General features: G+C 42.6%; 13 protein-coding genes and 1 riboswitch. Of the genes, 1 reads left to right on the top strand and 12 read right to left on the bottom strand.

Annotated elements, in window-relative coordinates:
• From ilvD to IGJ05_RS00285, 8 genes are all read right to left on the bottom strand, one after another.
• Positions 1 to 1,689 carry a dihydroxy-acid dehydratase gene (gene ilvD / locus IGJ05_RS00320; protein WP_438724971.1) on the bottom strand — a complete coding sequence of 563 codons (1,689 nt, stop codon included), beginning with the start codon at positions 1,687 to 1,689 and terminating at the stop codon, positions 1 to 3.
• 568 nt (positions 1,690 to 2,257) lie between these two features.
• Positions 2,258 to 2,533, bottom strand: coding sequence for an HU family DNA-binding protein (locus IGJ05_RS00315; RefSeq protein ID WP_003126821.1), 276 nt, complete (start codon positions 2,531 to 2,533; stop codon positions 2,258 to 2,260).
• 234 nt (positions 2,534 to 2,767) lie between these two features.
• The gene (der, locus tag IGJ05_RS00310; protein WP_081116288.1) at positions 2,768 to 4,078 is read right to left on the bottom strand and encodes a ribosome biogenesis GTPase Der; all 1,311 of its coding nucleotides are present in this window, start codon (positions 4,076 to 4,078) and stop codon (positions 2,768 to 2,770) included.
• A 163-nt stretch (positions 4,079 to 4,241) separates the two neighbouring features.
• Complete coding sequence (gene rpsA / locus IGJ05_RS00305; protein WP_005229333.1) at positions 4,242 to 5,456, bottom strand: 30S ribosomal protein S1; 1,215 nt, start codon at positions 5,454 to 5,456, stop codon at positions 4,242 to 4,244.
• Between the two features lie 212 nt (positions 5,457 to 5,668).
• Positions 5,669 to 6,340 carry a (d)CMP kinase gene (gene cmk, locus IGJ05_RS00300; protein ID WP_225001229.1) on the bottom strand — a complete coding sequence of 224 codons (672 nt, stop codon included), beginning with the start codon at positions 6,338 to 6,340 and terminating at the stop codon, positions 5,669 to 5,671.
• Positions 6,341 to 6,445: 105 nt separating this feature from the next.
• Complete coding sequence (locus IGJ05_RS00295) at positions 6,446 to 7,069, bottom strand: LysM peptidoglycan-binding domain-containing protein (RefSeq protein ID WP_015510072.1); 624 nt, start codon at positions 7,067 to 7,069, stop codon at positions 6,446 to 6,448.
• Positions 7,070 to 7,141: 72 nt separating this feature from the next.
• Positions 7,142 to 8,524, bottom strand: a complete 1,383-nt coding sequence (locus IGJ05_RS00290; RefSeq protein ID WP_010749234.1) for a RecQ family ATP-dependent DNA helicase — start codon at positions 8,522 to 8,524, stop codon at positions 7,142 to 7,144.
• Positions 8,518 to 9,513 carry a helix-turn-helix domain-containing protein gene (locus IGJ05_RS00285; RefSeq protein ID WP_081116290.1) on the bottom strand — a complete coding sequence of 332 codons (996 nt, stop codon included), beginning with the start codon at positions 9,511 to 9,513 and terminating at the stop codon, positions 8,518 to 8,520. Before IGJ05_RS00285 ends, IGJ05_RS00290 begins: the two co-directional genes overlap by 7 nt.
• Before the next feature lie 26 nt (positions 9,514 to 9,539).
• Here IGJ05_RS00285 and IGJ05_RS00280 point away from each other — a divergent pair, with 26 nt between their 5' ends.
• On the top strand, positions 9,540 to 9,755 hold the full coding sequence (locus IGJ05_RS00280) for a ferredoxin (protein WP_005229322.1): 216 nt from the start codon (positions 9,540 to 9,542) through the stop codon (positions 9,753 to 9,755).
• A gap of 59 nt (positions 9,756 to 9,814) precedes the next feature.
• Here IGJ05_RS00280 and IGJ05_RS00275 read toward each other — a convergent pair whose 3' ends face one another.
• From IGJ05_RS00275 to IGJ05_RS00260, 4 genes are all read right to left on the bottom strand, one after another.
• Positions 9,815 to 10,408: an ECF transporter S component gene (locus IGJ05_RS00275; RefSeq protein WP_010749232.1), complete on the bottom strand. Its 594-nt coding sequence runs from the start codon at positions 10,406 to 10,408 to the stop codon at positions 9,815 to 9,817.
• A gap of 150 nt (positions 10,409 to 10,558) precedes the next feature.
• Positions 10,559 to 10,683: riboswitch (FMN riboswitch) on the bottom strand.
• A 79-nt stretch (positions 10,684 to 10,762) separates the two neighbouring features.
• A complete protein-coding gene (locus IGJ05_RS00270; protein ID WP_081116291.1) occupies positions 10,763 to 11,479 on the bottom strand; it encodes a pseudouridine synthase in 717 nt (238 codons plus the stop codon).
• Between the two features lie 2 nt (positions 11,480 to 11,481).
• Positions 11,482 to 12,066 carry an SMC-Scp complex subunit ScpB gene (scpB, locus tag IGJ05_RS00265; protein WP_005229316.1) on the bottom strand — a complete coding sequence of 195 codons (585 nt, stop codon included), beginning with the start codon at positions 12,064 to 12,066 and terminating at the stop codon, positions 11,482 to 11,484.
• A complete protein-coding gene (locus IGJ05_RS00260) occupies positions 12,059 to 12,808 on the bottom strand; it encodes a segregation/condensation protein A (RefSeq protein WP_005229314.1) in 750 nt (249 codons plus the stop codon). The genes scpB and IGJ05_RS00260 overlap by 8 nt, the downstream gene beginning before the upstream one ends.
• Position 12,809 lies beyond the last annotated feature (1 nt).

Raw genomic sequence — 12,809 nt, 5'->3', positions numbered from 1 at the left:
CTACTCCTCCTCATCAGGTACTCGCATAATCCCGCCCGTATTGGCAGAAGTCACTAAAGCGGTATAACGTGCAAGCCATCCTTTTTTCACTTTTGAACTAAACTTCGGTCGTTCTTGCGCACGCTGGGCAAGCTCTTCATCGGATACTTGCAGATTCAGCGTTCGATTTGGTAAATCGATAATGATTTCATCGCCATCGTTGACAAGGCCTAATGGACCCCCTGCAGCGGCTTCTGGCGAAATATGGCCAACGGCGATTCCTCGGGTCGCTCCTGAAAAGCGACCATCGGTGATCAAGGCGACATCTTTGCCTAACCCACGTCCAACGATGCTTGAGGTAGGCGCCAGCATTTCTGGCATACCTGGTCCTCCTTTTGGTCCCTCATAGCGGATCACTACAACATGTCCTTTTTGTACGGTATGATTGTCGATGGCAGCAACTGCTTCATCATGTGAATCAAAACAGATCGCTTTGCCTTTGAACACTTGGACACTTGGATCGACCCCACCGACCTTGATAACACTGCCTTCTGGGGCGATATTACCGTACAAGATCGATAGACCACCCACAGGACTATACGGGTTTTCTTTGGGATGAATAACTTCTTCGTTGTGGATCTTCGCTTCAGCGACATTTTCTCGTAACGTCTTGCCTGTGACAGTCGGTCGATCAGGATGAATCGCTCCCTCGATATCACAAAGCTCCCTTATGATTGCCGAAACGCCGCCAGCTTCATGAACATCGTGCATCGAATAGGCTGATGATGGCGCGATTTTTGAGAGATAAGGCACTCTTTTAGCGATTTCATTGACCCGTCTTAAGTCATAGTCGATCTCAGCTTCATTGGCGATCGCTAAGGTATGCAGCACTGTGTTGGTGGAACCCCCCATCGCCATGTCTAAAGCGAAGGCATCATCAATAGCTTCTTTGGTCACGATGTCTCGAGGTTTCACTTGTTTTTCAACAAGATCCATCAACTTAAAGGCGGCTTGTCTAACTAGTTCTCGTCGTTCTTCAGACACGGCGAGGATCGTACCATTGCCTGGCATTGCCAATCCTAAGATCTCTAGGAGACAGTTCATTGAATTGGCAGTAAACATCCCTGCACAGGAACCACAAGTCGGACAGGCATTTTGCTCCATAAATTCAAAGTCTTCTTTCGTCATGTTGCCAGTCTTGTAAGTCCCCACGGCTTCAAACATGGAAGACAAGGTTATCTGGTGGCCCCGTGGATCAATACCGGCTTTCATTGGACCGCCAGAACAAAAGATCCCCGGTACGTTCGTCCGCATCGCTGCTAAAATCATGCCAGGAGTGATCTTGTCGCAATTCGGGATATAAAATACGCCGTCAAACCAGTGAGCATTGATCACGGTTTCTGCGGAATCAGCGATCAATTCTCGGCTGGGTAGCGAATAACGCATGCCAATATGGCCCATCGCAATGCCATCATCCACACCGATCGTATTGAACTCAAAAGGGATGCCGCCAGCTTCACGAATCGCTTCCTTAGCGATATCTGCTAACTCCCGTAAATGCACATGTCCAGGCACAATATCGATATAGGAATTACATATCGCAATAAATGGCTTGTTCATGTCATGGATATTTTTTACTTGTCCTGTGGCATAGAGCAGACTCCTAGCTGGCGCTGCATCGATCCCTTTTTTAATCTGATCACTTCTCACACTCATCATCTCCTGCATTTTGGAATAAAAAAAAGCATCCCGGTTATAAAAAACTGGGATGCTTTGCCAGAATCCCATTTTACTTACGCAAATAGGACTCAAACAAACGGATAATTTTTGCTTCCGTGTTCTAAGTCCTGGTATCAATAATAATGACTAATAAATATTGATTAAAATTGCGCATAGAAAATGGCTCCTTCATTAGAAATAGTAACGTTCTTGTAATTGTTTACCAATATACCCTTTGCAAAAACACTTGTCAACGAATTTTCTGAATTTTTTTTCAATAATGACAATTCCAAGGAACCCTTTCTCACATTAGATGTCATTTAATCGCTTGCTTCTTTTGATAAAAATGACTTTTAAAACACCTTTATTCTTGCTTGAGAATTAAAGTGTGCCCGCAACCCTTGTTTTTTTTTAGACCAAAAGAAAAACAAAAAATATTTTTGAATTTTCTGACAATAATAACCGTTTCTTTTCCCATTCGATCCGCCTGCATGGTGGCAGTCCCTAGTTAGACAAAAGAAAAAACCCTTGATTACTCAAGGGTTTCTACAAGACTCAATTATTTCACTGCGTCTTTAAGAGCTTTACCTGGTTTGAATGCAGGTACTTTGCTAGCAGGGATCTTGATTTCTTCACCAGTTTGTGGGTTGCGTCCTTTGCGTTCTGCACGAGAACGAACTTCAAAGTTACCAAAGCCGATCAATTGAACTTTTTCACCGTTAGCTAAAGCGTCTTGAATTGTTGAGAATACAGCGTCTACTGCTGCAGTTGCGTCTTTCTTAGTTAAGTCAGTAGCTGCTGCAACTTTTTCGATTAATTCTGCTTTATTTGCCATGGATGGTTTCACCTCCTGATATTTTTTTTGATGTCATGCATCAACAAAAATCTTGAGTGGTCCAAGGTTTTTGTCAAATATTGATTACCATCAATATTCTGATATAACGTTATCATAAGAACCTTGTAATATCAAGGATTTTAACGTTTTTAGGGGGTTTTTTTTTGGTTTTTTCCCATTTTTCTAGAAAAGGACAGATTTCTTTGTAAAAAGAAACAAAGTATGATAAAATCTCTATTTTCTTCTGCGAGGAATGATCCGAATCGGCGTTCCTTCAAAAGTGAATGCCTTGCGGATTTGATTTTCTAAGAAACGTGCATAAGAGAAATGCATCAGTTCTTCTTCGTTGACAAAAATAACAAAAGTTGGCGGTTTGACAGCCACTTGCGTCGCATAAAAAATCTTCAAACGTTTGCCTTTGTCTGTTGGTGTTGGATTGATCGCCACCGCATCCATAATGACGTCATTCAACAACGCAGATGGAATACGCATGTTTTGATTCATGCTGACTTCTTCGATCAACTGCGGCAACTTATTCAAGCGCTGTTTCGTCACTGCGGAAACGAAAATGATTGGTGCATAATCCAAATATTGGAATTCATCTCTGATTTCTTCTTCAAAATCACGCATCGTATTCGTTTCTTTTTTCAATGTATCCCATTTATTGACAACGATAATGATTCCACGGCCTGCTTCATGGGCATAGCCAGCGATCCGTTTGTCTTGCTCGCGAATCCCTTCTTCGGCGTTCAAGACCATCAAGACGACGTCTGAACGTTCAATGGCCCGCATCGCCCGCATCACACTGTATTTTTCAGTAGATTCGTAGACCTTCCCTTTTTTACGCATGCCGGCGGTATCGATCATGGTAAATTCTTGACCGCTTTCGCTGGTAAAATGGGTATCGATCGCATCACGAGTCGTTCCTTCGATATCTGAAACGATCACTCGCTCTTCCCCTAGAATCGCATTGATCAAAGAGGATTTCCCGACGTTTGGTCGACCGATCAAACTAAACTTGATGATAGAATCGTCTTCTTCTTCCGCTTCATTGGTAAAGTGTTTGACTGCTTCATCAAGAACATCCCCGATCCCTAATCCATGACTTCCTGAGATTGGGTATGGATCGCCTAGACCCAAACCATAAAATTCATAGATGTCGGTACGCATCTCGGGATTATCAACTTTGTTGACCGCTAAAATCACGGGTTTGTTGCTTTTGTATAACAAACGAGCCACAAGCTCATCAGCATCTGTTACTCCTTCACGAGCACTCGTAATAAAAACAATGACATCTGCTTCATCGATGGCGATTTCTGCTTGATGCTTGATTTGATCCATAAACGGCTCATCACTTAAATCGATCCCACCTGTATCGATTACGCTAAACTCACGGCCTAGCCATTCACCAGTGGCATAAATACGATCTCTGGTCACTCCTGGAGTATCCTCAACGATCGAAATTCGTTCTCCAGCTATCCGGTTGAAAATGGTCGATTTCCCCACATTCGGACGTCCAACGATCGCTATTGTTGGATTTGTCATTTTTTACCCTCCATTTAAAAAAGCAGTCCTTGTACGCTGCTTCTTGTATTCAATCTTACTTAGTTTACCTAAAGCCATGGAAAGTTGCAAGCTTTCCTGGCAAACAAAAAACCAGCTTATAACAAATTCAAACATCGAATCGTTATAAGCTGATGGCATACAATTACTCTTCGTCGCTGTCTTTTAAGGCATCGCCTAAGATATCACCCATGGTAAACCCAGTTGATTCTTCTGGCAATTGATAGTCGTCCTCTGAAACTTCTTGTGTTTCATTGGTATTTTCGGCTTTTTCTAATGCTTTGATACTTAATGCGATTCGGTGTTCTGAAGGGTTCACTTCGAGCACTTTCACTTGCACTTCATCGCCTTCTTGTAAGACTTCATGTGGTGTCGCAATGTGTTTATGGGAGATTTGTGAAATATGGATCAGCCCTTCAACACCTGGGAAGACTTCCACAAACGCACCGAAGCTTGTCAAGCGTTTAACAGTCCCCGTCAAGACACTGCCAACAGCCGCTTGCTCTTCAATATTGGTCCAAGGTCCAGGCAATGTGTCTTTGATCGAAAGTGACACACGTTCTTTGTCTGCATCAACAGATAAGATCCGGACATTGACGGTATCGCCAACAGATAAAACATCACTCGGTTTGCCAACATGTCCATGAGAAATTTCAGAGACATGGACAAGTCCATCGATGCCGCCAAGGTCTACGAAGGCACCAAAGTCGGTCAAACGCGCTACTTTTCCTTCTACTTCTTGTCCTTCATATAAATCAGCTAATAAAGCTTCTTTTTGTTTTGCTTTTTCTGCTTCGACAACTGCTTTATGAGAAAGGATCAAACGGTTTTCTGAAGGCTCGATCTCAACGATTTTGAAGGTCAATGTTTTCCCTTTGTAATCTTCGAAATCCGCAACAAAATGGTCTTCGACCATTGATGCTGGGACAAACCCACGAACACCTACATCAACCACTAACCCGCCCTTAACGACGTTGGTGACTGGTGCTTCAATGATTTTTCCTTCTTGGAAATCTTTTTCGATATCTTCCCAAACTTTTTTCGCGTCTAAGCGACGTTTAGAAAGGAGATAGCTGCCGTTTTCTTTGTCTTTACCAATTGCTGAAATCACAACCAATTCTAAGACATCCCCAACTTTGACTGCTTCGTTGATGTCTTCAACAGGTAAAGTTGATAATTCTTTTGCAGGAACAACGCCTTCAACGCCGGCGCCTTCGATCCCTACGATCGCTTGTTTATCCTCAATGGCCAATACCTCACCTTTAACGATATCTCCAACTTTTACTTCTTGGAAATTGTCTAAAGCGGCTTCCATTGATTCATTTCCACTCTCAACCTGATTATTTTCAAATTCTGTCATCTCTCATGTCCTCCTAACCAACAATTCTGCAATAATTGCACTACATCTTTTAGTTTAAAATAGAATGAAAAAAAAATAAAGCGATTTCTCTTATTTTCCTAAAAAACTACGGTTTTTTCGTTAAAAAAGTCTTTTCACCTCTGTTTTCTTACTCACTTTCATCTTTTGGTTTCGAAAAATAAAAAAACAATGGGGAACACCCATTGTTTTTGTTAATCAATTTTTTCTTTGATGGTTTTTTTGATTGCTTCGACGACTTGCTCGATCGTTAAACCAGACGTATCGATTCGAACCGCATCCTCCGCTTGTTTCAAAGGGGAGACTTCTCTGTGAGAATCCAGATAATCTCTTTGCTGGATCTCTTCTTTCAACGTCTCATAATCGGTTTTGATCCCTTTTTGCTGATTTTCTTTAAAACGGCGCTGTGCGCGTTCTTCCACACTTGCTACCAGAAAAATCTTGACTTCTGCTTGTGGTAAAACCGCCGTACCAATATCGCGGCCATCCATCACGACACCGCCATCTTTAGCGATCATCTGCTGTTGTTGGACGAGTTTTTCGCGGATCGCAGGGTATGCCGACACCTTCGAAACTGCGTTGGTTACTTCTGGCTGACGGATCGCTTCGGTGACTTGCTCTCCTCCTGCAAAGACCTCTTGACCGTGTTCAGTCGGTTCAAAAGTGATGGGGTATTGATCGATCAAAGCAGCGACCGCCGCTTCATCTTCAAGTGAACAGCCCGTTTTTAAAGCTAAATACGTGATGCTTCGATACATGGCACCAGTATCCGTATAAATAAATCCCAGGTCATTCGCGATGATTTTTGCCACTGTGCTTTTCCCAGATGACGCAGGACCATCAATAGCGATGTTGATTTTTTTCATTTTTCTTACTCCTCGTTTCCCAACGATGTGTATTCCTTCATCGTTTCTGCTTATCGCCCACCTTGGCTTCTTTCTTTCAAGAAAAAAAACCGCCAAAGCGGTTTTTTATTTAATTCGTAAGGTGTCGCCAGGGTAAAGCATGTAGTTGTTTGGATCAATCCCATTTAATTGATATAGGGTTTCAACTGAGATGCCTGTACGGGCTGCCACTTGTTCAGGACCTTCGCCAGCTTGGACTGTCGTGTATTCCTCGGTACCAGTTGCGCCTTGACCTTGATCAGTTTGCGTATTCTCTTGTCCCGCATTGTTTTCTTGTTGCGCCGGTTCACTACTTGATGGCGTCGTTGAAGCTGGTGCAGAACTACTGCTACTTGATGAAGAACTTGATTCACTTGTTGACGAACTCGTTTCACTTGTCGATTCCGTAGTGGATGATTCCGTCGTTGATGATTCGGTTGTTGAAGACTCTGTCGTACTTTCTACAGTACTGCTCGAACTTGCTGTGGTTGGGGCATCATTGTTATGGTTCAATACCCAAATACCGGCACCAACCGGAATTGCCACGATCAAGAAAAGCAAAACTAAAACGATCGTCAAAAAGAGTGAATTCCCACGCTTTTGTTTTCTTTGTTGGGATCTTGATGCAGAATCATCGTATTCTGTATCATAGATTGGTTGTTCCCACGGTTCTTGATTTTCTGAATTGTAGTCATTGTCTTTCTTGCTCACTCGTATTCCCTCCTAGTTTCCTTCCGATGTATTATACCATAGGTAAATAAAAACTGTCCTACAAAATACGATTCAATTTATATCTTTAAAAATTTTTATTAAACGTTCCTGCCAATGATGGGCTTCCTTTTTCTCGGGCAGCTGTTCTTCACCCGCTATTTCGATCCCGTCATTGTCGCAACAATAAGGATTCTCCTGGGCTTCCTCTCCGAAATGCGCCAGTAAAAATTGCCGGCGACAACCTGTAAAATGAATATAAGCCAACATTTTCTGTAATTGTTCTTGTTTTTGCTGTTCATTGCGTTTCAATGTTTCCAGCCAAAAGGAAGTCCCCAACTCTTTCATTTTTTGCTGCCACTTTTCTTGCAACGGTGTCAAGGGTTCTTTCCTCTTCTCCTGAACCATTCGTTCTAAAGCAAGGCGTTCTTCTTTATTTTCTCGCTGAAAGAAGTAATGGATCTGCTCATCATGTTCCTGATAAAGCAAAATCGCATTGCTTTGTTTGCCATCACGACCAGCTCGCCCGATTTCTTGACTGTAATTCTCTAACGAATCAGGTAGATCATAATGGATCACAAAGCGAATATCTTCCTTATTGATCCCCATCCCAAACGCATTGGTAGCAACGAGTAATTTTAATTTATTCTGAGAAAACTGCTGCTGCAACGTTTTTCTTTGATCACTCGCGAGACCACCATGATAATAGCCTACCAAATAGCGCTGACGCAGTTTGTTATAGACTTCTTCGACTTTGCTTCTTGTGGAACAGTAGATGATCCCAGCCCCGCCTAAGCGGCTGAGATAGTCTGCTAATGCCGCATCTTTGTCTGTCGTTTGCTCTACGAACAAGCCGATATTGCTGCGGTTCATCGAATAACGGTAGACATTGGCGTTCTTTGCTAATAATACTTGCCGTATGTCTGCTTCCACTTGTGCTGTTGCAGTAGCCGTCAAGGCTAACGTAACGGGTGCCTTCAAGCGTTTCTTTACTTCACCAAGCTGCAAGTACTCTGGTCGAAAATCAATGCCCCATTGCGAAACACAATGGGCTTCATCCACCACGAGCATGGCGATCTTAACCTGTTCCAATTGATGCAAAACAGCTTCTTGTACGATCATTTCTGGACTTAAAAACAAAAACTTGTACTTCTGCAAATGCTGCATCACATACTGGCGATCGGCAAGGTCCAATTGACTATTAAACGCAATCGCGCGTTTTTCCCCTTGCTTTTGTAAGCCGTAGACTTGATCTTCCATCAAAGAGACTAACGGCGAGATAATGATCACGATCCCGTCTACTAGGTACCCTGGCAGCTGATAGCACAGACTTTTGCCATTCCCAGTAGGCAGAATCGCTAACGTATCTTGCTGTGCTAAAACACTTTCGATGACTTCTTTTTGTCCTTGGCGGAATGTTTTGAAACCAAAATACTGATTCAGTGCATCTTCTAACATCGAATCCCCCGCTTCTGAGCAATCTGTAACAAACGAATCGTCAAAAAATCAGTCGTAAGAAGCGCCTGTAATTCTTGATAGCTATTTTTCCAAGAAGCTTCTGGCAGCTTTTTCAACAACGCTGTATCAAAGCGCTGAAAAGGAAACGTTGGATCAAGCAATGCCCACTCAATCAAATGATCATTAACAGTTCCTCGTTTGATCCTTCTTTTTTCCATAATCTGCTCGACAGAATCGCCTCGCAAAAACAATGCTCGGCTTTCCACCATACTTTGGTTTAAATTTCTCTTTAGAAAAGGCGACAAGCCTCGAAACAGGATCGTCTGGGGCGTTTTTTCGATCAAGGTTAAAAATTGATGGATCGAAGCTCCTACATAAAGAGTGTCCCAAGGCTTACTTTGAACATTTTCTGGTAAAAGCTGAAAAAACGCCTGCCCTAGAATATCTGGACCAGATAAGGTGCCCGCTAAAAAATCTGCCATTTCTGCGGGAAGCTGGTCAAAAATTGCTGATAGCTCTTGATACAGGCACTTTTTGATGTCAGGATTGTGACGGATCAGCTGACGGACAGGTTCTGTATAGAGTGGCGTGTTTTCAACGGGAATATACTGATTGGTCACGCCTTGATACGCAGCTGCTTGAACCAGCAGCCGAACAAAACGCCAAGCCTCCTCCGTCGTTCGTCCATAACGAAAGTAATTCGCATAACGCAACAATCGTTCACCTGGCTGCTGGCTGTTTCTAGCGGTCGTTTTGAGCAGCAGACCATCTGAATCTCGACTTAGAGCCCCTCGTTGGATCAAGTCAGCGAGCGTCTGTTGATACGCTTTCTCATTCAACTGGGGCAACGATTGAAAGAGACCTAAGCGATCATAAAAAAAGGCATAACTCAAGACAGAGCTAGTACGCTTACCAATGAGAATTTGATAAAGTGTTGATGGGCGCAGCTTGTCAGTATCAGAAAACAGCGCTAAAATAAAAGAATCCATATTTCCCCTCCAGAAAGGACTAAAAAATGTCACAACGCTGTAAAATTATTCCTGAGCGCTGCATTGCTTGTGGCCTATGTGCGATCTATGCCCCCGAGATCTTCGATTATGATGAAGACGGGATCGTTTTATTTGCCCAAGAACCGAATGCTCGGCAACAGTTTATCATAGAAGACCAACAAGAAAAAGTCAAAACTGCTTATCGCAAATGCCCTACCCGTGCGATTATCATGGAAAAATAAAAAAAGCCGACTTGCCATTGACAGACCTTTCGTCTGCAACAGCAAGTCGGCTCATTTTTTTATTTTCCTATAGCAGAATGATGGGGCTGCTTACGAGCCAACCATGGCAACAGTTTGGCGTGAAGTGCTAAAAAGACGGCACTGACGATTGCGCCTTTTACCAAATTGAAAGGTAAGATCCCGATCGCCACATATTGCGGCAAAGACATTCCTAAAAATTGATCGGCTGTGACCCCGAAAAAGCGCAGGTAAAGCGGTGTGATCACAAATAGGTTCGCCACACTCATAAAAATCGTTACCGACAAGATACCGCTGATGACACCAACCATTTTGTTTTTGGTGTGAATACCTTTGCGGAAAAAGTAGTACATTGGCAAAGTAAAGGCACATGATGCTAAAAAGCTTGCCGTATCCCCCACCATATCAGCAGGTGAAAAACCAGATAAGAACAAATGCAGCACCGAACGAATGAAAGCAGTCAATACCCCACTCCAAGGACCAAATAAAAACATCATGATCATCACGGGAATATCACTAAAATCGATCTTTAAAAAGCTGAATGCTGGGAAAATCGGAAAAGCGATAAATTGCAAAATTGTTCCCATAGCAGCACACATGGCGATTGTCACCATTTTTCTTGTTTTGTTGTTCATCAGTATAAATCCTCCTAAGTTCAGGATTCCTCTTCAAACGAACCTATTAAATTTCCTCGGCTTTCTTGTCGGCGCCAGACAAAAAATGCCCTCTTTTTTCCACAGGGAAAAAAGAGGGCATTCGAAATAGCCATAAGCAAATCAAATACGCTCTATCTTCTTTATCCAGACTGTACTGTCGGTATCGGAATTTCACCGATTCAGCTATTTCCGAAGAAATAGGTCGTGGACTATAACCACCGGTCGGGAATTGCACCCTGCCCCTGAAGACGAACCTTTATTCTATTTATTACATGTCCTATTATACACAAAATCTAAAAATTAACAATAGTTACGTTTTCAGATACTTTTCAACTATTTTGCACTATTTTTCAGCTGACTGACTTCCTTCTTCGACAATTCTCGATATTCCCCTGGACGAAGACCTTTCAAATCTAACGGACCATAATTTTCCCGTTTTAATTTTTGCACAGGCAAACCAACTGCTTTTAACATATTTTTGACTTGATGGTTGCGTCCTTCATGGATCGTCAATTGCACAATACTAGATTGCGTCGTTTGGTCTGTCGACAAGATCTCAAAGCGAGCAGGTGCCGTCTTACGGCCTTCGATCCGAATCCCTTTTGTCAATGGGAGCAGCTGCTTTTTATCCGCAATCCCTTTGACTTTGGCAACGTACACTTTGTCGACTTCGTGTTTCGGATGCATCAGTGTCTGTGACAATTCCCCATCATTTGTCAGCAATAACAAACCAGAGGTATCATAGTCCAAGCGCCCGACGGGATACACCCGTTCAGGAACTTCAGCAAAATAATCCAAAACGACTTTGCGCTTTTTATCATCCGTTACAGCTGAGATCACACCACGAGGTTTGTAGAATAGATAATAGACGTGTTGTTCTTGTTCGATTGGTACACCATCGACTTCAACAACATCTTTTGAGCTAACTTGGACCCCTAATTCTTTGATCACTTGCCCGTTGACACGCACTCGGCCTTCGGTTATCAATCCTTCAGCTTTTCTTCTTGAGGTGATGCCAGCATGGGCAATCACTTTTTGCAAACGTTCCATCTTCATTCTCCTTCTGTTTCTGCTTGTTTGTAGCGGTCGTAAAAAAGATCAAACGGTGCATCTTCTTCAAGTTCATCTTCCATGGATTGGATATCGGGTAATTCAGCCAAACTTTTTAAGCCAAAATAATCCATAAAGTATTCCGTCGTACCATATAGGATCGCTCGTCCTGGTCCGTCAACGCGGCCTTTTTCTTCAATCAGTCGTTTTGCCACCAATTTTTGAACCGATCCGCTAGATTGGACGCCGCGGATCTCTTCTACTTCCATCCGAGTGATCGGCTGCTTGTAAGCAATGATCGACAACGTTTCTAAAGCGGCCTGCGACAACGAGCTGCCCATCGGTGATTCAGCATATTTCTTCAATAAAGGGGCAAATTGTTTCTTGGTGGTCAAAATAAAATGATTGCCCACTTCAAGAATATGCAACGCAGTATGTTCATTTTCTTCATATTGCTGATTTAGTTCCTGCAAATGCTGATAGACACTGGCAGTATTGCTTTTGACTAAGTAACTCAATTCTTCAAGTCCGATCCCCTCATCACCGACGACGAATAAGATCGCTTCTAATTCACTATATTTACTCATCTTCTTTACCTGTTGGATAGAGCAGAATCGACGCATAATTGTCTGTTTGCTCTACTCGAATCGTTCCTTTTTTCATTAATTCTAACAGTGCCATAAAAGTTACCACAACTTCTGTTTTATTGTAGGTCGTAAAAAACGAATCAAAGCTGCGGCCTTTTTTGGCACTGACATGCTGCATCTCCAGCTGAATCGCCGCCATCTTTTCATCGATGGTGCTTTCATCAGGAGAAATTTTTGTTTCTAGTACTTGGCGATTTTTCTTTTTCTCGATCATTTTTTGAAAAGCCAAAAAGAGATCGATCGTATTGAATTGATTGGCTCTTAACTGATCTTCTTCCTCTTTGTATTCATCGACGTCCATCGGATCTTTCGTATAATACAAACTGCGCTCTTCCGCTTTTTCGGAAAGCTGCTCGGCTGCATACTTAAATTTGCGGTATTCTAGCAGCTGTGCCACCAGCATATCCCGTGGATCTTCTTCGTACTCTTCCACTTCAGCAATCAGCTCTTGTTTCGGTAACAGCATCTGGCTTTTGATCGCCATCAGAGTTGCCGCCATGACTAAATATTCACCAGCGACTTCTAATTCTAAAATTTTCATGGCATGGATATACTGCATGTATTGTTCGGTGATGGTTGCAACTGGAATGTCATAAACATCGATTTCCAGTTTTTTGATCAAATGAAGCAGCAAATCCAACGGTCCTTCAAAGACAGCTAATTTTATTTTGATTTCTTCCATT

Source organism: Enterococcus sp. AZ167 (genome assembly GCF_051714025.1).
GTDB classification, from domain to species: domain Bacteria; phylum Bacillota; class Bacilli; order Lactobacillales; family Enterococcaceae; genus Enterococcus_D; species Enterococcus_D casseliflavus.
The sequence above is the reverse complement of the archived record's forward strand: the minus strand, read 5'-3'. Positions and strand labels throughout refer to the sequence as shown.